Source organism: Microbacterium cucumeris (assembly GCF_058349845.2).
The window spans coordinates 80286-102891 of sequence record NZ_JBYRIZ020000005.1 but is presented as its reverse complement, the minus strand read 5'-3'; the positions used below and the strand labels follow the sequence as shown (position 1 = coordinate 102891).

The following is a 22606-nucleotide window of genomic DNA, read 5'->3' as shown; positions in this document are numbered from 1 at the left end:
TATGGCGTGCGGCTGGGGCGGCCGCGAGCCGCCGCGTTCGCGGAGAGGCCCTAGAGTAGCGCCATGACGACGCCTCCGCCCGCTCCGCGCCGCGCCGCCCTCGTCTACAACCCGGTGAAGGTCGACGAGCAGCGCCTGACCGCGCTCGTGGCGACGATCTCGGAGGAGGCGGGCTGGGACGCTCCGCTGCTGCTTCCGACCACGATCGAGGATGCCGGGCAGGGCGTGACCCGTCAGGCGCTCGAGGCGGGGGCCGCCGCGGTGCTCGTGGCCGGCGGGGACGGCACGGTGCGCGCCGTGGCCGAAGCGATCGCGAACTCCTCGGTCCCGCTGGCCATCGTCCCCAGCGGCACCGGCAACCTCTTCGCTCGCAACCTCGGACTCCCGCTCACGGACGCCCACGCGATGATCCGCGCGGCGCTCAGCGACCGGACGGTTCCCGTGGACATCGGCTGGGCGACGCTCACGCGTGAGGACGGCACGTCGGAGGAGCACGGCTTCGTCGTGCTCGCCGGCATGGGACTGGATGCCGACATGATCGCCAACACCCGCCCTGACCTGAAGAAGTCGGTCGGCTGGGTCGCGTACGTGGACGGCGCGGCACGGTCGCTGGCATCCGCGAAGCAGTTCCGGATCGTCTACCAGATCGACGACGAGCGGTTGCACTCGCGCAAGGTCTACAGCGCTCTGTTCGCGAACTGCGGCACCCTGCCGGCCGGCATCGCGCTGATTCCCACTGCCTCGGTCGCCGACGGCGAGCTCGACGTCGCGATCATCCAGCCGTCCGGGCCATTCGGATGGCTGGCCGTTTGGCGGCGGATCTGGTGGGACAACTCCGTGCTGCGCCGCTTCCGCGCGGGCCGTCTCGTGCTGCAGATGCGCGGTCAGGACGCCTCGGTGCGGTACCTGCGCGGCATCACGGCCGAGGCCGCCGCGACCGAGCCCACCCCGATCGAACTGGACGGCGACGAGTTCGGCCTCGCGGTGCGGATCCGCTGCCGCGCCGAGCAGGGCGCGCTTCTGCTGGCGATCCCGCCGGGGATCGCGGTGGACGCGCTCTGACGCCCTGTCAGCCCCGGACCGCGACGGTCGCGTCGAGGTTCCCGCCGACGAGCGTCAGCTGGAAGCCGTCGTCCTCGACCTGATCGTCGCCGAACGCGATGATCGTGGCTCGGGGTGCCATGTCCATCGTGCACACCTGGTCCTCGTCCGTCGCGAAGGTGACCGTGCCCGTGACCCCGCTGCCTTCGACGGACTCCACGACCGGCGGGCACGAGGAGGAGCCCCAGGTCAGCAGGACGAGAATCTCATCGTCGAACCAGCCGGCGCTGGGGGCGTACTCGGTCTGCGACCCCGGTACGCCGGTGAGCTCCGCGTCGCCGTCCAGGTCGACGTCGTCGGTGACGTCCCCGTAGGTCACGACCAGCTCGACGTCCTGGGTCGGATCCACCCCATCGGGGAGCGCGCCGACGCTCGCACGCGGCGCGTAGTCCGCCGTGCACGCGGCATCCGGATCCGGGTCGGTCACCGTCACCCGCACGTTCTGTCCCTCGGCGGTGACGTCCTCGACGACCGGGACGCAGGTCGACGATCCCCACGTGACGACCGCGAACATGCGGCCCTCGTCGAGCCAGGCGGCCTCGAAGCCGTCCTCGCCTCCCGGTGCCGGCTCGTTCGTCGTCTGCGGGGCGCTCGTGCTCGTGGGGCCCGTCGATCCGGGACCCGACGCGCACCCGGCGACGACGACGGCGGTGGCGAGCAGGGCTGCGGCGGAGGCGACGGAGCGCAGGATCGAGGTCATGACCTCAGGGTAGCCGCCCTCACTGCAGCGCGGAGGTGAGCCTCGCGAGATTGTCGAGCACGGTGGAGCGCAGCGGCTGCTGCATCCACTCGTCCAGCGTGAGCTCGCGGCTGAGGGAGCGATAGACGTCCTCGACGACGCGCATCTCCTCGACGAACTCCTCTCCGCGCACGAGCAGCGAGATCTCGAGGTTCAGGCCGAAGGAGCGCATGTCCATGTTGCTGGAGCCGATGACGGCGACCTCGTCGTCGATCGTGAGGCTCTTGGTGTGCAGGATGTACGGCTTCCGGTACATCCAGATCCGGACGCCGCCGCGCAGCAGCGCCTCGTAGTAGCTGCGCTGAGCGTGGTAGACCATGGCCTGATCGCCCTCTTCGGACACGAACAGCTCGACCTCGACCCCGCGATCGGATGCCGCCGTGACGGCGAGCAGCAGCGCCTCGTCCGGTACGAAGTACGGGCTCACGATCATGATCTTGCGCTTCGCCGAGTAGAGCAGCCCGAGGAACAGGCGCAGGTTGTTCTCGACCTCGAATCCAGGTCCCGAGGGCACGACCTGGCAGTCCAGGTCCCCCGTGCCCTCGACCGCGTGCGCGATGTCGATGTCCGAGAGCACCTGATCGGTCTCGCTGTACCAGTCGCTGAGGAAGATCGCGTTGACGCTCGCCACGATCGGACCGTCCAGGCGCACCATGAGATCGACCCAGTGCAGGCCCCGCTTGATGTTCTTGGGCAGGTTGTAGGTCGAATCCGTGATGTTCTGCGAGCCCAGGAACGCCACGCGCCCGTCGATGACGAGGAGCTTGCGGTGGTTGCGCAGGTCCGGGCGCTGCATGCGTCCCTTCAACGGCTGCACCGGGAGCATGACGTGCCAGTCGGAGCCCATCCGCTTCAGGCGTTGGACGGTGTGCCGGTAGCGGGGCTTCCAGCGGTTCGCCCAGTGATCGAGCAGCACGCGGACCGAGACGCCGCGCGCCGCCACCTCTTCCAGCGCGCGGAAGAAGTTGTCGGTGGACGCGTCCGACTGGAGGATGTAGAACTCCACGTGCACGTAGGACGTCGCGGTGCGCACGGCATCCGCCATCGCGTCGAGCGATTCCTGGTAGTCCGAGATGAGGTGCGCACCGTTGTCTCCGGACAGCGGCATCGCTCCCAGTCGCTGATTCATGCGCACCAGCGGTCCGAACCAGTCCGGCGCATCCGGTCGGAGCGTGCCGAAGTGCAGGTGGTCACTCGTCTCGGCGATGTAGTCGTTGATCTGCTGCTGCTTGCGGCGCCGGGCGCGCGGCAGCCGCGGGTTGCCGATCAGCAGGAACAGGAACACCCCGAAGAAGGGGATGAAGAAGATGGCCAGCAACCAGGCCATCGCCGCGGTCGGACGGCGATTGCGCGGGACGACGATGATGGCCGTGATGCGGATCGCGATGTCGATGACGGTGAGACCGGCGAGCACCCACCAGGGCCAAGCGATCATGCGTCACCCCCGGTGCTCCCTGGCCGCACGCCTGACGCCGACCATGCTCTCAGCGTAGTGGGTGGGTGGGACGCCGCCGCGTCACTGCTTCGGCGGGAGGCCCCGCGCCGCGCGCTCCTCGGCCTCGATCTGCGCGTGCACCTTGCGCTCGGTGCGGTCGAAGCGCAGGATGCCGCGGAGCACGAAGAAGAACACCACGCAGACGGCGAGCGTCGGCAGGATCGACCAGGATGCCGCGGCCCAGAAGTTCTCCATGAGTCCATCGTACGCCGCGCGCCTGTGGGCTCGCCCGTCGACTCCTCACCCGTTCCCGCACCACTCGCCCTGCACAATCGGAGATCTCGCGGAATCCGTCCACAATCGCCGTCCCGGCGCTCCCGCGGAGGATCCACAGCGGCACACTCGCGGCATGACAACCGTGATGAAAGCCTCCGGCTCCGCCGAGTTCCTCGGCCTCGTCCCCGCCCTCGCCGGCTTCACGCCGAGGCGGAGCATCGTGCTGGTCCCCTTCGAGGGCAAGCGCGCCTATGGCGCACTGCGCATGGACCTCCCCGACGATCCCGTCGAGTTCGCCGAGCCCGCCGTGGCCCTGACCCGCCGGGTCCCGGGAACCGAGGCCGTCGCGATCGTCGTGTACTGCGAAGAGACGGCCCTGGCGACGCGCGACGGCCTCGTGCTTCCGCACGCCGTGCTCGTCGACGAGGTGCTCGCATCCGCCGAGGAGGCGCGTCTCGGGATCGTCGACGCGCTCTGCGTCACACCGGAAGGATGGTCCAGCTATCTGGACGACGATCCGGCGCTCAACCCGCTGGACGCGATCGCGACCAGGCCACTGCCACCGGGGATCGCCCTCGAGGCCGACCAGTCCGCGGGAGCCGACCTCCCGGTCGTCAGCCTGCTCGCCTCCGAACGCGTCGGGCGGGCTCTCATCGATCTGGATCAGGTGCTGTGCCGCATACGCCTCGACCGCCCCGTGCCCGCGGGGCGCGAGAACCCGCAGGCACTCGCGGCGGCCGCTCTGCTTGACGATGTCACCGGGATGTTCGAGGAGGCCCTGGACCTGCCGGAGGACGCGCCGCCGTTCCTGGTCGCCGCACTCCTGTGGCTGCTCGACCAGCCCGTGTACCGGGACGTGGCGCTCGTGCAGTGGGCGACGGACCAGGACGGCGGCGAGCGCGCGCTGGACGCGCAGCTCGAGTACCGCTCGTCGAGGGTGATGCCCGACGGCTCCGCCAGGATGCTCGTCGGCGAGGGTCCGCGGCCCGACGCGGCACGACTGCACGCCGCGCTGCGCGCCGTGCGGAGGCTCGCCGCCCTCGCACCGCGGGCGAAGCGCGTCGGCCCGCTGGCGGTCGCGGCCTGGTTGTCCTGGGCGCTCGGACGCACCTCGCACGCGGAGAAGCACCTCGAGCAGGTGCGCGGGATCGCGCCGGACTACAGCTTCGGACGCCTGCTGGGCGAGCTGCTGCTCGCGCGACCCCTGCCCGAATGGGCGTTCCACCGCCGCGCGGCGGACGCGGCCTGACGCCTCACTTCACCAGCGGGAAGAGGATGGTCTCGCGGATGCCGAGCCCCGTGATCGCCATGAGCAGCCGGTCGATGCCCATGCCCATGCCGCCGGACGGCGGCATGCCGTGCTCGAGCGCGCGCAGGAACTCCTCGTCGACGCGCATGGCCTCGACGTCGCCGCGCGCCGCCAGCTTCGCCTGTTCGACGAAGCGCTCGCGCTGGATGACCGGGTCGACGAGCTCGGAGTACCCCGTGGCGAGCTCGAAGCCCCGGATGTACAGGTCCCACTTCTCCACGACGCCGGCGATCGAGCGGTGCTCGCGCACCAGCGGCGAGGTGTCGAGGGGGAAGTCCATGACGAACGTCGGGCGCACGAGATCGCCCTTCACGAAGTGCTCCCACAGCTCCTCGACGAGCTTGCCGTGCGTCGCCTGCGGCGGCACGTCCACGCCGCTGCGCTCGGCGAAGGCGATGAGGTCCTCGACCGCGTCCTCGGGGGTCACAGTGCGACCGGACGCCGCGGACAGCGACTCGTACATCGAGATGCGGTCCCACTCGCCGCCCAGGTCGTACTCGGTTCCGTCGGCCCACGTGACCGTGGTCGAACCGCTCACCGCGATCGCCGCCTGCTGCACGAGCTCCTGCGTGAGCTCGGCCATCTGGTTGTAGTCTCCGTAGGCCTGGTACGCCTCGAGCATCGCGAACTCGGGGCTGTGCGTCGAGTCGGCGCCCTCGTTGCGGAAGTTGCGGTTGATCTCGAAGACCCGCTCGATGCCGCCGACCACCGCGCGCTTGAGGTACAGCTCCGGGGCGATGCGCAGATACAGGTCGGTGTCGAACGCGTTCGAGTGGGTGATGAAGGGACGGGCCGATGCGCCGCCGTGCTGCACCTGCAGCATGGGCGTCTCGACCTCGAGGTAGTCGTGGCTCGCGAACGTCGCACGCAGGCTGGCGTTCACGGCCGCGCGGGCGCGCACCGTCGTGCGGGCCTGCTCGCGGACGATGAGGTCGAGGAAGCGGCTGCGCACACGACCCTCCTCGCTGAGCTCGGAGTACGCGTTGGGCAGCGGAAGGATCGCCTTGGACGCGATCGCCCACTCATCAGCCATGATCGACAGCTCGCCGCGGCGGCTGGAGATGACCTCGCCGTGGACGAACACGTGGTCCCCCAGGTCCACGTACTCCTTCCAGTCCGCCAGCGACTCCTCGCCGACGTTCGCCAGGGAGATCATGGCCTGGATGCGCGACCCGTCCCCGGCCTGCAGGGTGGCGAAGCAGAGCTTGCCCGTGTTGCGGCTGAACACCACGCGGCCGGCGACGCCCACCTGGACGCCCGTCTCGGCTCCGGCTTCGAGCTCGCCGTACTCGGCACGGAGCGCCGGGATGGAGTGCGTCACCGGAACTCCGACCGGGAACGCGCCGCCTCCGGCATCCGCACGCCGGGCGATCAGCCGCTCGCGCTTGGCGAGTCGGACCGCCTTCTGCTCATGGATGTCCTCGTCGTCGGCGGGGACGGGGGCGGGCGCGTCGGACGCGTTCGTCATGCGGGGCTCCTTGGAAGTCAGCGGCCAGTTTATCGCGGGTGCGCCGGGACTCCGCCGGGCGTCCGTCCGGTCGGACGCGGCCGCGGCGGCATCGGAGCGGGCGGGTAGCGTGGAGATCATGAGCGCACGCCGAGGTCTCCGACTGCTCACCGCCCTCGCCCTCGCAGCCGGCGCCGCGATCCTCCCCGCCACGACGGCCACGGCATCCGCGGTGTCCGCCTCCGGCGACGTCGACGACTTCTCCTACTCGTCCTGGGACTCCGTGCTCGAGGTGGGCAGGGACGACGACGGCCACGCCACCCTGCGCACCACCGAGACGGTGACCGCGGAGTTCCCCGACACCGACCAGAACCGCGGCATCGTCCGCGGGATCGTCCTGGGCTACGAGGGAGCCTCCACGCACACCGAGATCGTGTCGGTGACGGACGGGCAGGGCGCCCCGGTTCCCTACGAGACGGAGGAGGACGACGGCGTCGTCTACATCCTCACCGGCACCGACGCGTTCGTGCACGGGCCGACCACGTACGTCATCACCTACGAGATGCGCGACGTGATCCTCGCCGCGCGCAACGGGTCCGACGAGTTCTACTGGGACCTGCTGCCCCTGGACAGCGCGCAGCCGATCGACGACTTCTCGGCGCGCATCACGTTCGATCCCGAGCTGGGCGACCGGCTGACCGGCTCCTCCGCCTGCTACATCGGACCGCAGGGATCACGCGACACCTGCGAGCTCACGCACGAGGGCGACACGTTCACGGTCGCCGAATCGGATCTCGCCGCGGGCGACGGGGTGACCGTCGCGATCGGGCTGGAACCCGGCACCGTCATCCAGCCCGATCAGCGCCTTCCCGACCCCCTCACGGACGTCGCGCCGATCGTACTGGGCGGCGGGGCGCTGCTGCTCACGGCCGGCGGGTGGGCGGCGACCGCAGCCATGGTGCGCTCGAGGCGGCGCGCAACGGGCATCGTCGTGGCGCAGTACGAGGTGCCGAGCTCGATGCCTCCGCTCCTCGCGAACGCGATCGTGCCGAAGGCCCGCGACGCCATCGCCGCCCAGATCACCCACCTCGCGGTGCGCGGGATGCTCCGTCTCGAGGAGCTGCCCGACCGGGACGACGACGAGCGGCGTCCGCGTCTGCGCCGGCTCGACGCGCCGATCCCGGATCCGCTAGACCACCGCGCTCTGAAAGCGGTGTTCAACAACGACGAGCCGGACATCGTCATGACGCTCCCGAAGGACAGCTCCTCGTTCGGTGAGCGCATGCAGGGCCTCCTCCGGGCCGGCACGAAGGCCGCCGCGAAGCGCGGGCTCGTCACGAAGGAGCGCAGCCGGGCGGCCGTCGCGCTGACCTGGGGCGCCCTCGGCCTGCTCGCCGTGGGCCTGGGACTCGGCATCTGGGGTGTCGTGCAGGCGCGCGAGACCGCCATCCCCGGCATCCTGATCGCGGCTCTTGCGGGCGTCGTCGCGATCATCTCCCTGCTCGTGGGACTCTCCGGACGCACCGTGCTCACGCCGGAGGGTGCCCGGCAACTCGAGCACCTCGAGGGCGTGCGCGAGTTCATCCGCGTCGCCGAGGCCGACCGGCTGCGGATGCTGCAGAGCTACACCGGCGCCGAGCGCCGCCCCGACGGAGCGATCGACGTGATCCATCTGTACGAGCTGCTGCTGCCGTACGCGATCCTGTTCGGGCAGGAGCGGGAATGGGGCGAGGTCCTCGAGACCGCGTACGCCCAGCAGCAGGTCTCGCCGGTCTGGGTGAACGGCGCTGCGGTCGGGCTCGCCGCCCGGATGTCCTCCTTCTCCCAGACGACCTCGAGCGCATCGAGCTACTCGTCTCCGAGCAGCAGCACCTCGTCCGGATTCGGCGGATCGACGGGCGGCGGGTTCTCGGGCGGAGGCGGAGGCGGCGGGTTCTCGGGAGGCCGATGAGCCCGGCGGGACGTCAGGGGGCGAGCGGGTCGGATGCCTCGCGCAGCGCCCGCTCGACGGTGGACTGCACCAGGGCCGACAGGTACCCGCCCGGGTTCTCCACGCCGATCCCGCGCAGCAGCCCGGTGGCCTGGGAGATGATCGACCGGGAGAACTCGGATGCCGTGGCGATCGCCTCGGCGTAGGCCGCTCGATCCTCCTCGGCGACCACGACCGGTTCGCAGCCGAGCTCGACGGCGAGCGCCTGCGCGATCGGCAGCACCGGGGCGGGGGCCGTCACGGCGGCGAACGCGGCCTGGAGCTGGCGCAGGTCGATCGACGTGCCGGTGAACGTGATCGCCGGGTGCACCGCGAGAGGGATCGCCCCGGAGCGCTGCGCCGGCTCCAGCACGCCGATTCCGTAGGACGGATCCGTGTGCAGGACGAGCTGTCCGGGCTGCCAGGCGCCGACACGGGCGAGCCCGTCGACGAGGCCGGCCAGTTCGTCGTGCGGCACCGCGAGGACGACGAGCTCGCTGCGACGCAGCACCTCGGGCGCGTCCAGCACCGGCACGTCGGGCAGCACGGCCGAGGCGCGCTCCGGGTCCGAGGACGCCGTGATGCCGACCAGGGCGTGACCGGCGCCGGCGAGCGCCGCTCCGATCACCGGCCCGACGCGGCCCGCTCCGACGATGCCGACACCGAGACGGCCCTCACGACTCACGCGGTGGCTCCGTCGGCGGTGCCGGCGGCACGGCCGGGGGAACCGGCGGCGCGGCGGGCGGTGCCGAAGGCGGCGCGGCGGGCGGTGCCGAACGCGGCGCCGGTGGCGCTGCCGGAACCGTGGGCGCCGAGGGAGCCGAGACCGGCGGGGCGGGCGGCGGGGGCGGCGCGGCCGGAGGAGCAGCGGGCGGAGCCGCAAGAGTCTGCACGGCGGGGAAGCCGGGTGCGGCCGACGGCGGCGCCGGCATGGCGGGGCCAGCCCAGGGTTCTGCCGAGGCATCCGACTGTTCGGCCCAGCGATGCCCGCGGTCCCGGCCGACGGAGTCCGAGGCGCGCCGGGCCGCATCGTCGAACGCGGCCATGAGCTGCGCGCTGTCGATGCCGACGACCTCGCCGAGCACGGGGCCGGTGACGCTGTGCGCCTTCATCCAGGCCACGCGCTGGAGGCGATCGATAGGCCCCTGAGACACCGACAGGCCCTGCAGGCGCGCCAGCGGGAACACCGCGAGCTTGCGCCACAGCACCCCGCGGCGCAGGATCAGGCCGAAGTCCGTGAGAGCGAATCCGTGCCGCTTCCACGACACCGGTCGTCGCCACCAGGCCCGGGGCTGCATGCGCACGAACGGGTCGTCGGCGGCTTGCGGACCGAGGATGCCGTGCTGCCAGACCAGCGGAGCATCGGCGGCAGGGAGGTCCGGGAGGATCAGGCCGAGCACGCGCTCGACATCCGCGCGCTTTCCGACCGGCAGGACGATGTTGAACTGCTGCGCGCTGCCGGACTGCTGCTGCGACGCGCTCTTGCCGCTCATGCGGTTGATCTTGATGGTCCACCAGCCGAACGGGCGCCACAGCAGCGACTGGGAGACCTCCACGGAGAAGATGCGCCCCGGAGGGATCGTCTCGGTGACGGTCGTGAACAGGCCGAAGGTGATGCGCACTCCGTCCGGGGTCGGCGCGATCGAGTACCGCAGCGACTTGGAGATCTGCGCCCACGTCACCGCCACGGTCGCGATCACGAGCGGGATGCCGATGCCGAGGCTGATCCCGAGGATCGCGAAACCGGCCTCCGGCCCCTCGTCGGCCAGGAGGGCCGGGATCGTGAACGCCATCACGATGAGGAAGATCACGGCGAAGAAGAAGAACCACAGAACGCCGCTGAGCAGTTGAGAACCGACCAGGCGCCCGGTCGGGATCTTCACGACGCTCTCGGGGGCGACATCGGCGAGGTCCACGCCCGTGATCATGCCGTTGATGCCATGGTTGACGGCGCCCGTGACCTGCTGGCGCACGCTCCCCGCGGGCTGCTGCTGTCCGCTGCGTGCGGCCTCGCGCGCAGCACGCGCTCCCGACGCGAGACGCAGGATGTCGGCGCGCACGGCCTCGGCCTTGGGCGTGGAGAGGTACTCCAGCGGGACGTTGGCATCCGTGCCGGCGCCGACGACCTCGAGCTTGGCCATGCCGATGAGGCGGGCCGGGAAGGGACGCGTCAGGTTCACGCCCTGCACGCGGTCAAGCGGAGCCCGGCGGTGCGAGCGGAAGATGATCCCCTTGCGCACCTCGACGTGGTCGTCGGTGATGCGGAACTCCTGGAATCGCCACACGACCCAGAAGGCGGCGCACAGCACGAGGACGATCCCGAGCGCCACGAGCATCGCGACGAGCAGCAGGTTGTTCGCGAGCACCCAATCGACCGGATCGCCGCCGGTGTACTCGTCGACATGGACCTCGTCGGGGGTGAAGAGATTGACGAACCAGTAGATGAAGCGGTCGCGGAAGTTGCTGACGATGATTCCCGCGATCACGATCAGCACGAGGCCGCCCTTGAACAGCGGCGTCAGCGGGTGCAGCCGGTGCCACTCCCCGTCGGCGAGCGAATCGTCGCCGACGGGGGCGGAGGCCGGCAGCGGTTCGGGCAGACCGGACGGACCGGGGAACGGAGCGCTCACAGTCCCGTCCGGCGGGTCTCGGCGACCTCGATCAGCGTGTCGCGCAGCGCCTCGGAGGCAGCCTGCGTGAGACCGGGGATCTGCACGCCCGTGGTGGCGGCGGCGGTGACCATCTTCAGCTGCGAGACGCCGAAGGCGCGATCGAGCGGGCCGTGCGTGATGTCGACGAGCTGCATGCGGCCGTAGGGGACGGCGATCATGCGCTGCCACAGGATGCCCTTGCGGAACACGATGTCGTCGGTGCGCAGCATGTAGCCGATCGCCTTCGCCTGCCGGGGCAGGATGACGAGCGTGATGAGCGTGATGAGGATCACGGCTCCGGCCGGGATCCACACCCACGGCTCTCCGATGATCGCGCTGAGGACGCCGGCGGCGATCGCGATGATCGCGATGAAGATGAGGTTCTGCACCAGCTGCGACACCACGTAGCGGGGCGAGATCTGGTGCCACTGGCCGTCCAGCGCGAGCCGGCCGGCTCCGCGCGGTTCGCGGATGGCGGTGTAGGTTCCGGCGTCGAGAGCGGGGTTCTGCACGGGCCCGGGGGCGGCGGGCGGCGGCGTCTGGACTGCGCCGGCCGCAGACACGGGACCGGCGGCCGCGGGCTCAGCGCCCGGCGTCGGCTCCTGTGGAGGGTTCATCTGGCTGTCGGTCATCAGGATCCTTCGGCAGTGTGCAGAACTGTTCGGCGACGAGCGCGGCCGCCACGAGGAGGACGGCGCTTCCCACGAGGGCGGCCATCGCCACCATCGACCCTACCTGGGGCCCGACCGGACGCGACAGCAGGAAGACCAGGATGCCGGTCCCGAAGCCCGCCAGGAGCGCACCGAGCAGGCTCGAGGCACGCGCGAGAGTCGCCGCGCGCAGGGCGCGGAACGGATCGATCCTCTTCGGCGAGGCCCCTCGTACACTGCGCCGCACCGGCCACGCCAGGCCCAGGCAGGCGGCGGCGAGCAGGAGCAGCAGCACCGGCAGCCACGCGGAAGGCGCGAAAGTGGCACGGCCCGTGACGGTCAGCAGGTGGTCCAGTCCGTATCCGGCCGCCGCGCCGACCAGCGCGAGGACGACGAGGACGAGGGCGGAGGTGCGCTTCATCGGCCGTGCTCGCCGGAACCGTCCGCGTCGCGCCCGCCCGCGGCATCCGACCGCAGCCGGGCGACGAGATCCGCGACCCGCCCTCGGCCGGGCAGCTCGGCATCCGGATCGATCTCCAGCCACGGTTCGAGCACGAACAGGCGCTCGGCCGCCCGGGGATGCGGCAGCAGCAGATGGGCCGCGTCCGACTCGAGGTCGCCGTAGGCGATGAGGTCGAGGTCGAGCGTGCGGTCGCCCCAGCGCTCGCGGCGTTCGCGGCCGTGCTCCTCCTCGATCGCGTGCAGCATGCCCAGCAGCACCTGCGGGGCCAACCGCGTCCGCACGAGCGCGACTGCGTTGACGTACCCGGGCGCGTCAGGATCCGGGCCATCCGGGTGCACGGCGACCGTCTCGTGCAGCGGCGACAGCGCGACCTCGTCCACGAGCGGCAGGCGGGCGATGCGGTCGACAGCGCTCTCCACGGTCGCGCGGCGGTCGCCGAGGTTCGCTCCGAGGGCGACGACGGCGACCGACGCCTCCCGGCCGGGGCGCGGATCGATCGGCGGCAGCGGGGGCATCCGCACCATCAGCCGACCTCCCCTCGGCTGCGATGCAGGGTGACCGACACGTCCGAGAACGTGTGCGGGATCGGAGCGCTCGGCTTGTGCACGGTGACCGAGACGGCGTCCACACGATCGTCGGAGAGGGCGACGACGGCGATGCGGTCGGCGAGCGTCTCGATGAGGTTCACCGGCTCTCCGGTGATCACCGCGACGACCCGGTCGGCCAGTTCCCCGTAGTGCACGGTGTCCGCCACGTCGTCGGAGGCCGCGGCATCCGCGAGGCTCAGCCGCAGGCGCAGGTCGACGGTGAACTCCTGCCCGTCCTCGCGCTCATGGTCGTAGACGCCGTGCCGTCCGAACGCGGTCAGGCCGCTCAGCAGGATCTCGTCGTCGGGGTGCGTCATCGGCCCTCCCAGGCCCGGGCGACGGCGAGCGCGTCGCGAGTGGCGGCGACATCGTGGACGCGGACGGCCCAGGCCCCCGCGCGGGCGGCGAGCGCGCTGGTCACGGCCGTCGCGAGGTCGCGGCGCTCGATCGAGATCTCCTCCTGCGCGTCCGCGGTCGTGCGCAGAGTGTCGGCGAGGAACCGCTTGCGCGAGGTGCCGACGAGCACCCGGTGACCGAGGGCGGTGATCTCGTCGAGGCCGCGCAGGACGTCCCAGTTCGTGTCCCCCGCCTTGGCGAACCCGATGCCGGGATCGAGGATGATGCGCGAGGGGGCGATGCCCGCGGCCGCGGCCCGGCCGACCCCTTCGCGCAGCTCGCCGGCGACCTCGCGCGCCGCGCGGCGGTAGGAGGCGTTCGCGTACATGTCGGCGGACGGTCCGCGCCAGTGACCGAGCGCGTAATCGGCGTCGGTGTCCGCCACGGCCGGGAGCATCTGCTCGTCGGCGAGCCCGCCGGACACGTCGTTGACGATGCGGGCGCCGGCCGTGACGGCCGCAACGGCCGTGGAGGCGTTCAGGGTGTCGACGCTGATGGTCGCGCCCTCGGCCGCGAGGGCCGAGATCACGGGGAGCACACGTTCCTGCTCGACGGCGGGATCGACCCGGTCCGCACCGGGGCGGGTGGATTCGCCGCCCACGTCGAGGATCCCGGCGCCGGCGCGCCACAGGCCGAGCCCGTGCTCGATGGCCTGCGCGGCGTCCAGGAAGCGCCCGCCGTCGCTGAACGAGTCGGGGGTGACATTGACGATGCCCCAGATGACGGTCACGGCTGCTCCGCTCCCCCACCGGTGGGCGAAGCGCCGATGAGCGCGATTATCTCGGCCCGCGCCGCAGGCTCGGCGTAGTCGCCGCGCGCCGCGACGGTCAGCGTCGACGCCTCGGGCTGGCGTCCGCCGCGCATCGTGACGCAGCCGTGCACGGCATCCAGCACGACGAGAACCCCCCGGGTGTCCAGGTGCGCGTCGATCGTGTCGGCGATCTGCTCCCCCAGGCGCTCCTGCACCTGCGGACGGGCGGCGAGGATCTCCACGACCTTGACGAGCGCGCCGAGACCCACGACCTGCTCGCCCGGAAGGTAGGCGAGATGGGCACGCCCGGCGAAGGGAAGCAGATGGTGCTCGCACACCGAGCGGAAGCGGATGTCGCGCAGCACCACCGCACCGCTGGGCAGCGTCTCGGGCGCCGGCCCTCGCGACACGCTGATGGTGTGCGCGAGGGGAGCTGCGGCATCCTCCCCCACGCCCGAGAAGAACTCGCCGTAGAGGTCGGCGACGCGCTGCGGCGTCTGCTTGAGACCCGGGCGTTCCGGGTCTTCACCGATCGCGATCAGCAGCTCCCGGGTGAGAGCGGCGACGCGCTGGATGTCGACGGTCACGATCAGGCGGTGGCGGGACGCGCGTGTCCGGAGGACGGGGCGGAACCGGCCGCGCCCCGGGATGCCGCGGCATCCGCCGGTGCCGCCTCGGAGGCCGCGGCATCCGCGGGCACGACCCGCTTGGGCACGTCGATCGGAGGCCGGTCGGACACCGGGCGGTCCTCGCTGGACAGCCACAGCGGGCGCTCGGGGAGCTTGCGGACGTCCTGGAAGATCTCGGCGATCTGGTTGTGGTCGAGGGTCTCCTCCTCGAGCAGCGCCAGCGCGAGCCGGTCGAGCACGTCGCGGTTGTCGCTGATGACCTGGTAGGCCTCGTTGTGCGCCTGCTCGATCAGCGCGCGCACCTCGACGTCGACCCGTTCCGCGACGGTCTCGGAGTAGTCGCGCCCGCGGCCCATGTCTCGGCCGGCGAACGGCTCCCCGCCTTCGGAGCCGAGCTTGACCGGGCCGAGCTCGGTGGTCATGCCGTACTCGATGACCATCTTGCGGGCGATGCTGGTGGCCTTCTCGATGTCGTTGGAGGCCCCGGTCGTGGGGTCGTGGAACACGATCTCCTCGGCCACGCGGCCGCCCATCGCGTAGGTGAGCTGGTCCTGCAGCTCGTTGCGGGTGACGGAGTACTTGTCGTCCAGGGGGAGCACCATCGTGTAGCCCAGCGCCTTGCCGCGCGGCAGGATCGTGATCTTCGTGACCGGGTCGGTGTAGTTCATGGCGGCGGCCGCCAGCGCGTGCCCGCCCTCGTGGTAGGCGGTGATCAGACGCTCGCGGTCCTTCATGACACGCGTGCGGCGCTGCGGGCCGGCGATGACGCGGTCGATCGCCTCGTCCAGTGCGCGGTTGTCGATGAGCTGCGCGTTGGATCGCGCCGTCAGCAGGGCCGCCTCGTTGAGGACGTTCGCGAGGTCCGCTCCGGTGAAGCCCGGCGTCTTGCGGGCGACGACCTCGAGGTCGACGGACTTCGAGAGCGGCTTGCCCTTGGCGTGCACGTCGAGGATTTGCTGACGTCCCTTGAGGTCTGGCGCGTCCACGCCGATCTGCCGGTCGAACCGGCCGGGGCGCAGCAGAGCGGGGTCGAGGATGTCGGGGCGGTTCGTCGCCGCGATCACGATGACGTTCGCGTTCGGGTCGAAGCCGTCCATCTCGACGAGCATCTGGTTGAGCGTCTGCTCGCGCTCGTCGTTGCCGCCGCCCATGCCGGCGCCGCGGTGACGGCCGACGGCGTCGATCTCGTCGATGAAGATGATCGCGGGCGCGTTCTCCTTGGCCTGCGTGAACAGGTCGCGCACGCGCGACGCTCCCACACCGACGAACATCTCGACGAAGTCGGAGCCCGAGATCGAGTAGAACGGGGCGCCCGCCTCGCCGGCGACGGCGCGGGCGAGCAGGGTCTTCCCGGTTCCGGGAGGGCCGTACAGCAGCACGCCCTTCGGGATGCGGGCGCCGATGGCCTGGAACTTGGCGGGGTCCTGCAGGAACTCCTTGATCTCCTGCAGCTCCTCGATGGCCTCGTCAGCGCCCGCCACATCGGCGAAGGTGACCGTGGGGGTCTCCTTGTTGACCAGCTTGGCCTTGGACTTGCCGAACTGCATGACCTTGCCGCCGCCGCCCTGCATGGACGACAGCAGCCACCAGAACAGCAGACCCAGCAGCACCAGCGGGATGAGAAGCGACAGGAAGCTGTCGAACCAGGTCGCGCGCGGGACGACGTCGGTGAAGCCGTCCTTCGGATCGGCGGCGTCGATCGCCTCCACGATCTGATCGGCGCGGGCGTCGACGTAGTAGAACTGCACCTGCTCGGCACCCTCGAAGGGCTTGGAGAGGGTCATGTCGACGCGCTGGTCGCCGTCCGTGTTGGTCACCTCTGTGACCGTGTCCCCCGCGAGGAGCTCGAGCCCCTGCTGCACGGTGATCTGCTTCGGCGCGCCGAGGTTCGAGATCAGCAGGAATCCGCCGAACAGGAGCACGCCGATCAGCGCCACGTAGATCAGGGGATTCCGGGTGATCTTCTTCACATCCATGATTCGATCAGCGTACCGCCCGCCCGCTTGGCGCCTGCTGTGATTCGCCCACGGCGGAAAGGCATCCCGTGAGCGTCACAGCACGTGCTGGAGCTTGTCGGGATTGGACACCTGACGGATGCCCACGATGCGCCGGTCCGCACCGAACTCGAGGACCACGACGTCCGTCCGTCCGGAATGCGTGAGGGCGAAGGCGGGGTCGCCGTTCGCGTCGAGGGGCGCGACCGAGAACGGGTGCGCGGGGTCGGCCGCCACCGCCTTCTCGAGGACCCCGAGGAAGAACCGTCGCACCTTGGCGGAGCCGAAGATCGGATTCAGCGCCGCGCGTACTCGGCCGCCGCCGTCGCTCCACAGGATGGCGTCGTCCGCGAGCATGTCGAGCAGCACGTCGATCTCACCGTCCTCGAGCGCCGCGATCAGCACGCTGACGGCCGCCGGATCGGCAGTCGACGGCGGCCGATCCCCCGGCGGGGCGAGGCGCAGCCGTCGTTCCGCCCGCGAGATGAGCTGCCGCACCGCGGCGGGCGACTTCTCCAGGATGCCCCCGATCTCCACCGCCGACATCCCGTAGGCGCGATGCAGCACGACCGCCGCTCTCGCGTCCGGAGCCAGCTGCTCGGCCAGATGCAGCAGCCCCAGCGAGAGCATCTCGCGGTCGGCCACGGCATCCTCGGGGAGCCGGGAGAGCGCGACCGGCTCCGGCAGCCAGTGTCCGACATACTCCTCGCGTACGGCGGCGACCGCGCGAACCCGGTCGATCGCGCGGCGGACGCACACGGTCGTCAGCCACGCCGGCCAGGAACGCACCCGGCCGTCGCCGGCGCGCTCCTCGCGCAGCGCCTCGATCGCCACCTCGGAGACGACGTCCTCGGCGTGACCGAGGTCTCCCAGCATCCGGTACGCGATGCCGACCAGCCGCCCGCGTTCGGTCGACCACGCTCGGGCCGCGGGCGTGGAGGGCGTCATGCCCCCACGCTAGCGGCGGGTGCGTTCGAGCTCACGCAATCGGATGCCGGTCGTCGATCGGAGGCTCCATCCCGGTCGCGATCGCGATGCGGTTCCACACGTTGATCGTGCTGATGGCGAGCACGATCGCTCCGAGCTCCCCCTCGTCGAAGTGGGCCGCCGCGGCGTCCCAGATCTCGTCCGTGACGGTGTCCGGCCCGAGCTTGGTGACCGCGTCGGTCAGGGCGAGAGCCGCGAGCTCGCGTTCCTCGAAGAATCCCTTCGCGTGCTGCCAGGCGCCGACCGCATGCAGGGTCCGCTGCGGGATGCCGCGCTTCGCGCCCTCCGTCGCGTGCATGTCGACGCAGAAGCCGCATCCGTTCAGGAGCGAGGCGCGGAGTTTGATCAGCTCGTACAGACGTGTGTCGACGTTCTTGCGTGCATAGGCCTCGAGGCCGATCACGGCCGCGTATCCGAGCTTGTTGGTCCGGCCCATGTCGATCCTGGTCATCGTCGTTCCCTCCGGGGCCGCGTCGACGCGACGGATCTCGTCGCGTCCTGTCAGCCCTCTGAAGGGGTGTCGAATGCCGAGGCCGAAGTGTGACAGGCGTCAGGAGTAGACGTGCGGAGCGAGCACCGCCACGTCCCGGAGGTTGCGGTAGCGCTCGTCGAAGTCGAGCCCGTAGCCGACGACGAAGTCGGTGGGGATGTCGAACCCGACGTACTTGCAGTCGATCTCGACCTTCGCGGCATCCGGCTTGCGCAGCAGAGCCAGCACCTCGACCGACTCGGGGCCGCGCGAGGCGAAGTTCTCCAGCAGCCAGCTGAGGGTCAGACCGGAATCGATGATGTCCTCGACGATGAGCACGTGCTTGCCGTTCAGGTCGGTGTCGAGGTCCTTGCGGATCTGGACGACACCGCTGGACTTCGTGCTCGATCCGTAGCTGGACACGGCCATCCAGTCCATCGGCGCGTGGAACGGCAGGGCTCGGGCGAAGTCGGCCATGACCATGACGGCGCCCTTGAGCACGCCCACCAGCAGCAGGTCCTTGCCCGCGTAGTCCGCCGCGACCCGCTCGGCCAGCTCCGCCAGCTTGGCCTGGATCTCCTCCTCGGTGACGAGGATCTGTGCAAGGTCGTCCTGGATCTCAGCGGCGCGCATGCATCGATTTTAGGTGACGGATGCCGCGGCATCCGCACTATTGTGAGCCGTGACCAGGGCGAACGCCCCGAACCGGAAGGACTGACATGGCTCTCGACGACATCCTCCAGCAGGTCCCGATCGACGACATCGCCGCCAAACTCGGGGTCTCGCCCGACGTCGCGAAGCAGGCGGTGGAGCAGGGCGGTGCGGTGCTGCTCGGCGGTCTCGCGAAGAACGCGCAGAGCGAGGAGGGCTCGGCGGCGATCCAGAAGGCGCTGCAGAAGCACGAGGGCGCAGTCCCCACGAAGGTGGACGACATCGATCAGGCCGACGGCGGCAAGATCGTCAAGCACGTGCTCGGCGACAGCGAGCAGGAGGTCACGGCCAAGCTCACCGAGTCGAAGCAGACGGCGGGGATCGACTTCGGCAAGCTCCTGCCGATCCTCGCCCCGATCGTGATGAACCTCATCGCGAACGCCAACAAGGGCAAGTCCGAGAAGTCCGCCACGACGGGCGAGGAGTCCGGTGGCGGCATCGGCGACCTCATCGGCGGTCTCGTCGGCGGAGGGTCGTCCTCCGGTGGAGGCGGCGGACTCGGCGACCTGCTGGGCGGTGTCCTCGGCGGCGGCTCGCAGGCCGGCTCCGGCGGCGGCCTCGACCTCGGCGGTCTGATCGGCGGACTCTTCGGCGGCAAGAAGTAGCGGGAGCTCAGCGAGCTTCCCTCCCCCGCTCGTTGAGCGAGCTTCCCTCCCGCGCTCGTTGAGCGAGCGAAGCGAGTCGAAACGGACCAGCCCCGGGTCTCGACTCAGCGAGCGACGAACTCGATGCGACCTCCCCGGCGCGCTGCGGTGCAGCCGGGGAGGTCGATCGGTCCCTGTCCTGTCCAGTCCGTCACGAGCCGCGCCACTTCGACAGTCTGCGTGCGGGTGAGGCCGACCCCGAACTCGCTGTCGACGACGAGGCGGATGATGCGGTTGCGCAGCGCCGCGGGGTTCGCCGCGAGGGCCGCCGCGCTGACGGAGATGCCGGCCTCGGCGTGCTCGACGATGTCCTCGATCGTCTCGTGGATCATCTCGTCGAAGGCCTCGGCGTCCTCGCGCAGCTGCTCGGCCGTGCGCGCCAGGGCCTGCGCGATGCCGGGCCCGAGCTCGGCTTCGAGCACCGGAAGCACGCGTTCCCGCACCCGCACCCGTGCGAACCGGTCATCGGTGTTGTGCGGGTCGTCCCAGACCTCGAGATCGGATGCCGCGCAGAACGCCCTGGTGGTCTCGCGCCGCACGCCCAGCAGGGGACGCATCCAGCGCAGGCCGTCCTCGTCCTCGCGCACGGGGGCCATGCCCTGCAGGCTCGTCGCTCCGGATCCGCGGGCAAGCCCGAGCAGTACGGTCTCGGCCTGATCGTCGAGCGTGTGTCCGAGGAGCACCGCGTCCGCCTTCTCCGCACGGGCGATGCCGCGCAGCGCCGCGTACCGGGCATCCCGTGCGGCCGCCTCGAGTCCGTCACCACGGTCGCGCACGTCGACCTTCGTCTGCAGCGCATCATGCACGCGGATGCCTTCCGCCGCGACCGCGGCCGTGGCGGCGATCATGTCGGAGCCGTCCTGCAACTGGTGGTCGACCGTCAGGCTGAGCACCCTCATGTCGCGCGAACGCGCCTCGAACACGGTCGCCGCGGTGAGCGCGAGCGAGTCGGCCCCTCCGGAGAGTGCCACCATCACGGTCGCGCCGTCGGGCAGGTCGGCGAGGGCGGTTCGGACGGCGAGACGGATCTCGGCGATGGCAGGGTTCAGGGAGGGCACGTCACCACGGTACGGCAGGCGGCCCGGGTAGGCTTGTCCCGGCATCCAACCGTCTTTTCCAAGGAGCACACGCATGGGCGCACACGACGCCGTCATCGAGATCCCGCGCGGCAGCCGCGTGAAGTACGAGGTCGACCACGAGACCGGACGAGTGCACCTCGACCGTGTGCTCTACACGACGTTCGGCTACCCCGCCGACTACGGGTACTTCGACAACACGCTCGGCGAGGACGGCGACCCGCTGGACGTCCTGGTCCTGCTGGATCACCCCATCTACCCGGGCGTCGTGGTGAACGTCCGTCCCGTCGCCGTGCTGAAGATGAGCGACGAGGCCGGAGGCGACGACAAGCTCGTCGCCGTGCTGTCGAAGGATCCGCGCTGGGCGCACATCCAGGACATCGGCGACCTGGCCGAGTACACGAAGAAGGAGATCGAGCACTTCTTCGAGCACTACAAGGACCTCGAGCCGAACAAGTGGGTCAAGGTCGACGCCTGGGGGGATGCCGCGGAGGCGCAGCGCATCCTCGACGAGGCGATCGTCCGCTTCGGCGAGCAGGGTCACTGACCCGGTTTCGCCCCGGACGTACGACGCCCCCGGTTCCGCGCTGCGGCCGGGGGCGTCGTACGTGTGACGGGATGCTCAGACGCTGACGCCCTTGCTCGCCATGAAGTTGATCGGGTTGATCGTGCCTCCGCGGTACACCTCGAAATGAAGGTGGCAGCCGAGGGAGTTGCCGGTGTTGCCCGCGTACGCGATGACCTGGCCGGCGGAGACGCGCTGTCCGGATCGCACCGCGAAGCCGCCCGAGCGGATGTGCGCGTAGCCGGTGGCGATACCCCCGGAGTGCTGGATGCGGATGTAGTTCCCGTAGCCGCCGTTCGGGCCGGCGTAGTCGACGACGCCGCTGCTCGCCGCGTAGATCGGCGCGCCGCAGCCGTTGGCCAGGTCGACGCCGCGGTGGAAGCTCGACGAGCAGTTGCCGTAGTTGTCGCACTTCGAGGGACGCCGTCCGTATCCGGACGAGCGGTACCCGCCGTGCGGCCGCACCCAGCCGCTGGAACTCGGTTGGCCGCCGCCACCGCCGCCTCCGCCCCCACCGCCACCGGCGGCGGCCTTCGCGGCCTCTTCGGCTTCGCGCTTCCGGCGCGCCTCTTCAGCCTTGCGACGCTCCTCCACGCCCTTCTGGTACGCGGCGACCGTCGTGGCGGTCGTGTCCTTGAGGGCGGCGAGCTGCGCTTCGAGGGTGTCGAGATTCGCGGTCTGCTCGTCGAGGGCGGCCTGTGCGGCATCCGCGGCGGCCTGCGCCTCGATCATCTTCTCCTCGGCGATCTTCTGCAGGCGGTCGCGCTCTTCGCGGGCGACGACGGCCTGATCGCTGAGCTGCTGGGCGGCGTTGCGCGCCGCGACCGCGTCGTCGTACACCGTCTGGTTGTACTCGAGCAGCTTGTCCATCGTGCCGAGCTTGGCGAGAAGCTGGTCGGCGTCGGCGGCGGAGCCGGAGAAGAAGAGCTGGAGGGCGGTGTCGTCACCGCCGTTGCGGTAGAGCTGCGCGGCCACCTGACCGGCCTTGGTGGCGGCTTCGTCGGCCGCCGCGGCCTGCTCGTCAGCCTGCGCCTGGAGCTCGTCAGCCTCGGTGGCGGCGTCGAAGAACGCCTGCTGCGCCTCGTAGAACTCGTTGGAGGCGAGTTCGGCGGCGGCCTTGGTGTCGGCGACCTTCTGCGTCAGGGAGGCGATGAGCCCCTCGATGCGCTTGACCTCGGCGGCCTTGGCCGCCTCGTTCTTCTTGGCCTTCTGCACGTCGTCCCAGCTGGGGTACGTGGCGGCGTAGGCGCTGGTCACGCCGTTGGTGATGCCGAAGGCGCTGAGCGCGACGACGCTGAGCGCGCCGATGCCGATCGCGCTGCGGCGGGTCACCGAGCCGCGATTCCAGAGGGAACGCCTCTCGGCCGGGCTGGGCGCGCAGCCGCATTCCTCGGATGCTGCGAGGGCAGCGTCCTCCGTGAGCTTCTCGTTCACACGGCCCCTTCCGCCGGTTTCACAGATGCCACACTAACAACAAGATTCACATCTGCAACAGTGCTCGCACCGCTTCGATCGCCTCACGGGTGCGCGTCGAACAGCACGACCCACGGCATCCATCGTCCTCCCGACACGCCCGATCGGAAAGAGGACGCGCCCTCGATTCGCGTTTTCGTCAGAGCATCCTTTATGCTTGAGCGTCGGCAAGGAAGTCCCCCGGGACAGACTTCGGCCCCATCGTTTAGCGGCCTAGGACGCCGCCCTTTCACGGCGGTAGCACGGGTTCGAATCCCGTTGGGGTCACTCCAACCGATACAATT

23 protein-coding genes and 1 tRNA gene are annotated in these 22606 nt (G+C 70.6%); 6 read left to right on the top strand and 18 right to left on the bottom strand.

All coding sequences use genetic code 11. The features are described from left to right. Positions 1–63: 63 nt before the first annotated feature. Entirely contained in the window at positions 64–1062 is a 999-nt protein-coding gene (locus AC3RXZ_RS14170) for a diacylglycerol/lipid kinase family protein (protein ID WP_491494423.1), read from the top strand. A gap of 7 nt (positions 1063–1069) precedes the next feature. Here the strand turns inward: AC3RXZ_RS14170 and AC3RXZ_RS14165 are convergent, their stop codons facing one another. The 3 genes from AC3RXZ_RS14165 to AC3RXZ_RS14155 all read right to left on the bottom strand — a co-directional run bounded on the left by AC3RXZ_RS14165 (position 1070) and on the right by AC3RXZ_RS14155 (position 3530). Beyond that, the gene (locus AC3RXZ_RS14165) at positions 1070–1801 is read right to left on the bottom strand and encodes a hypothetical protein (protein ID WP_491494422.1); all 732 of its coding nucleotides are present in this window, start codon (positions 1799–1801) and stop codon (positions 1070–1072) included. 19 nt (positions 1802–1820) lie between these two features. Then, positions 1821–3275, bottom strand: coding sequence for a cardiolipin synthase (cls, locus tag AC3RXZ_RS14160; protein WP_491494421.1), 1455 nt, complete (start codon positions 3273–3275; stop codon positions 1821–1823). Positions 3276–3356: 81 nt separating this feature from the next. Further along, the gene (locus AC3RXZ_RS14155; RefSeq protein ID WP_243231791.1) at positions 3357–3530 is read right to left on the bottom strand and encodes a hypothetical protein; all 174 of its coding nucleotides are present in this window, start codon (positions 3528–3530) and stop codon (positions 3357–3359) included. Positions 3531–3684: 154 nt separating this feature from the next. On the opposite strand from AC3RXZ_RS14155, the gene AC3RXZ_RS14150 reads away from it, so the two are divergent. Beyond that, positions 3685–4800, top strand: a complete 1116-nt coding sequence (locus tag AC3RXZ_RS14150; RefSeq protein WP_491494420.1) for a DUF4192 family protein — start codon at positions 3685–3687, stop codon at positions 4798–4800. Between the two features lie 4 nt (positions 4801–4804). Here the strand turns inward: AC3RXZ_RS14150 and lysS are convergent, their stop codons facing one another. Then, complete coding sequence (gene lysS, locus AC3RXZ_RS14145; RefSeq protein WP_491494419.1) at positions 4805–6328, bottom strand: lysine--tRNA ligase; 1524 nt, start codon at positions 6326–6328, stop codon at positions 4805–4807. A gap of 118 nt (positions 6329–6446) precedes the next feature. Here lysS and AC3RXZ_RS14140 point away from each other — a divergent pair, with 118 nt between their 5' ends. Further along, the gene (locus AC3RXZ_RS14140; RefSeq protein ID WP_491494418.1) at positions 6447–8258 is read left to right on the top strand and encodes a DUF2207 domain-containing protein; all 1812 of its coding nucleotides are present in this window, start codon (positions 6447–6449) and stop codon (positions 8256–8258) included. A 13-nt stretch (positions 8259–8271) separates the two neighbouring features. Here AC3RXZ_RS14140 and AC3RXZ_RS14135 read toward each other — a convergent pair whose 3' ends face one another. From AC3RXZ_RS14135 to hpt, 12 genes are all read right to left on the bottom strand, one after another. Then, a complete protein-coding gene (locus AC3RXZ_RS14135; RefSeq protein WP_491494417.1) occupies positions 8272–8961 on the bottom strand; it encodes a DUF2520 domain-containing protein in 690 nt (229 codons plus the stop codon). Further along, the gene (locus tag AC3RXZ_RS14130) at positions 8951–10906 is read right to left on the bottom strand and encodes a PH domain-containing protein (protein ID WP_491494416.1); all 1956 of its coding nucleotides are present in this window, start codon (positions 10904–10906) and stop codon (positions 8951–8953) included. Before AC3RXZ_RS14130 ends, AC3RXZ_RS14135 begins: the two co-directional genes overlap by 11 nt. After that, entirely contained in the window at positions 10903–11559 is a 657-nt protein-coding gene (locus AC3RXZ_RS14125; RefSeq protein ID WP_491494415.1) for a PH domain-containing protein, read from the bottom strand. Before AC3RXZ_RS14125 ends, AC3RXZ_RS14130 begins: the two co-directional genes overlap by 4 nt. Beyond that, entirely contained in the window at positions 11510–11998 is a 489-nt protein-coding gene (locus AC3RXZ_RS14120) for a DUF3180 family protein (RefSeq protein WP_491494414.1), read from the bottom strand. The genes AC3RXZ_RS14125 and AC3RXZ_RS14120 overlap by 50 nt, the downstream gene beginning before the upstream one ends. Further along, complete coding sequence (folK, locus tag AC3RXZ_RS14115) at positions 11995–12564, bottom strand: 2-amino-4-hydroxy-6-hydroxymethyldihydropteridine diphosphokinase (protein ID WP_491494413.1); 570 nt, start codon at positions 12562–12564, stop codon at positions 11995–11997. Before folK ends, AC3RXZ_RS14120 begins: the two co-directional genes overlap by 4 nt. Continuing rightward, positions 12564–12944 (bottom strand): dihydroneopterin aldolase, encoded by a 381-nt coding sequence (folB, locus tag AC3RXZ_RS14110; RefSeq protein WP_243231808.1) that lies wholly within the window; start codon positions 12942–12944, stop codon positions 12564–12566. Before folB ends, folK begins: the two co-directional genes overlap by 1 nt. Further along, positions 12941–13753, bottom strand: coding sequence for a dihydropteroate synthase (gene folP, locus AC3RXZ_RS14105; RefSeq protein ID WP_491494412.1), 813 nt, complete (start codon positions 13751–13753; stop codon positions 12941–12943). The genes folB and folP overlap by 4 nt, the downstream gene beginning before the upstream one ends. After that, a complete protein-coding gene (gene folE / locus AC3RXZ_RS14100) occupies positions 13750–14361 on the bottom strand; it encodes a GTP cyclohydrolase I (RefSeq protein ID WP_491494411.1) in 612 nt (203 codons plus the stop codon). Before folE ends, folP begins: the two co-directional genes overlap by 4 nt. A gap of 2 nt (positions 14362–14363) precedes the next feature. After that, entirely contained in the window at positions 14364–16379 is a 2016-nt protein-coding gene (ftsH, locus tag AC3RXZ_RS14095) for an ATP-dependent zinc metalloprotease FtsH (protein WP_491494410.1), read from the bottom strand. A 75-nt stretch (positions 16380–16454) separates the two neighbouring features. Next, the gene (locus AC3RXZ_RS14090) at positions 16455–17345 is read right to left on the bottom strand and encodes a sigma-70 family RNA polymerase sigma factor (protein WP_491494409.1); all 891 of its coding nucleotides are present in this window, start codon (positions 17343–17345) and stop codon (positions 16455–16457) included. Positions 17346–17376: 31 nt separating this feature from the next. Continuing rightward, positions 17377–17835, bottom strand: a complete 459-nt coding sequence (locus AC3RXZ_RS14085; RefSeq protein ID WP_243231818.1) for a carboxymuconolactone decarboxylase family protein — start codon at positions 17833–17835, stop codon at positions 17377–17379. A 99-nt stretch (positions 17836–17934) separates the two neighbouring features. Beyond that, a complete protein-coding gene (gene hpt / locus AC3RXZ_RS14080; RefSeq protein ID WP_243231819.1) occupies positions 17935–18486 on the bottom strand; it encodes a hypoxanthine phosphoribosyltransferase in 552 nt (183 codons plus the stop codon). An 86-nt stretch (positions 18487–18572) separates the two neighbouring features. Between hpt and AC3RXZ_RS14075 the strand changes: the two genes are divergently transcribed. Continuing rightward, entirely contained in the window at positions 18573–19169 is a 597-nt protein-coding gene (locus AC3RXZ_RS14075; protein ID WP_491494408.1) for a DUF937 domain-containing protein, read from the top strand. A 104-nt stretch (positions 19170–19273) separates the two neighbouring features. On the opposite strand, the gene tilS is transcribed toward AC3RXZ_RS14075, so the two are convergent. Next, positions 19274–20311 (bottom strand): tRNA lysidine(34) synthetase TilS, encoded by a 1038-nt coding sequence (gene tilS, locus AC3RXZ_RS14070; protein ID WP_491494407.1) that lies wholly within the window; start codon positions 20309–20311, stop codon positions 19274–19276. 28 nt (positions 20312–20339) lie between these two features. Between tilS and ppa the strand changes: the two genes are divergently transcribed. Further along, entirely contained in the window at positions 20340–20831 is a 492-nt protein-coding gene (ppa, locus tag AC3RXZ_RS14065) for an inorganic diphosphatase (protein WP_243231827.1), read from the top strand. 75 nt (positions 20832–20906) lie between these two features. Here ppa and AC3RXZ_RS14060 read toward each other — a convergent pair whose 3' ends face one another. Then, positions 20907–22283 (bottom strand): M23 family metallopeptidase, encoded by a 1377-nt coding sequence (locus tag AC3RXZ_RS14060; RefSeq protein ID WP_491494406.1) that lies wholly within the window; start codon positions 22281–22283, stop codon positions 20907–20909. A 233-nt stretch (positions 22284–22516) separates the two neighbouring features. Here AC3RXZ_RS14060 and AC3RXZ_RS14055 point away from each other — a divergent pair. Further along, positions 22517–22589, top strand: a tRNA-Glu gene (locus AC3RXZ_RS14055). The last annotated feature ends 17 nt before the right edge of the window (positions 22590–22606 follow it).

Coding starts and splice junctions, on each gene's coding strand:
- ppa (WP_243231827.1), top strand. CDS start 20,340: ATGGGCGCACACGACGCCGTCATCGAGATCCCGCGCGGCAGCCGCGTG.
- ftsH (WP_491494410.1), bottom strand. CDS start 16,379: ATGGATGTGAAGAAGATCACCCGGAATCCCCTGATCTACGTGGCGCTG.
- folB (WP_243231808.1), bottom strand. CDS start 12,944: ATGACGCACCCCGACGACGAGATCCTGCTGAGCGGCCTGACCGCGTTC.
- AC3RXZ_RS14165 (WP_491494422.1), bottom strand. CDS start 1,801: ATGACCTCGATCCTGCGCTCCGTCGCCTCCGCCGCAGCCCTGCTCGCC.
- AC3RXZ_RS14075 (WP_491494408.1), top strand. CDS start 18,573: ATGGCTCTCGACGACATCCTCCAGCAGGTCCCGATCGACGACATCGCC.
- lysS (WP_491494419.1), bottom strand. CDS start 6,328: ATGACGAACGCGTCCGACGCGCCCGCCCCCGTCCCCGCCGACGACGAG.
- tilS (WP_491494407.1), bottom strand. CDS start 20,311: ATGCCGGGACAAGCCTACCCGGGCCGCCTGCCGTACCGTGGTGACGTG.
- cls (WP_491494421.1), bottom strand. CDS start 3,275: ATGATCGCTTGGCCCTGGTGGGTGCTCGCCGGTCTCACCGTCATCGAC.
- AC3RXZ_RS14120 (WP_491494414.1), bottom strand. CDS start 11,998: ATGAAGCGCACCTCCGCCCTCGTCCTCGTCGTCCTCGCGCTGGTCGGC.
- AC3RXZ_RS14150 (WP_491494420.1), top strand. CDS start 3,685: ATGACAACCGTGATGAAAGCCTCCGGCTCCGCCGAGTTCCTCGGCCTC.
- folK (WP_491494413.1), bottom strand. CDS start 12,564: ATGGTGCGGATGCCCCCGCTGCCGCCGATCGATCCGCGCCCCGGCCGG.
- AC3RXZ_RS14085 (WP_243231818.1), bottom strand. CDS start 17,835: ATGACCAGGATCGACATGGGCCGGACCAACAAGCTCGGATACGCGGCC.
- AC3RXZ_RS14155 (WP_243231791.1), bottom strand. CDS start 3,530: ATGGAGAACTTCTGGGCCGCGGCATCCTGGTCGATCCTGCCGACGCTC.
- AC3RXZ_RS14140 (WP_491494418.1), top strand. CDS start 6,447: ATGAGCGCACGCCGAGGTCTCCGACTGCTCACCGCCCTCGCCCTCGCA.
- AC3RXZ_RS14090 (WP_491494409.1), bottom strand. CDS start 17,345: ATGACGCCCTCCACGCCCGCGGCCCGAGCGTGGTCGACCGAACGCGGG.
- AC3RXZ_RS14170 (WP_491494423.1), top strand. CDS start 64: ATGACGACGCCTCCGCCCGCTCCGCGCCGCGCCGCCCTCGTCTACAAC.
- AC3RXZ_RS14125 (WP_491494415.1), bottom strand. CDS start 11,559: ATGACCGACAGCCAGATGAACCCTCCACAGGAGCCGACGCCGGGCGCT.
- hpt (WP_243231819.1), bottom strand. CDS start 18,486: ATGCGCGCCGCTGAGATCCAGGACGACCTTGCACAGATCCTCGTCACC.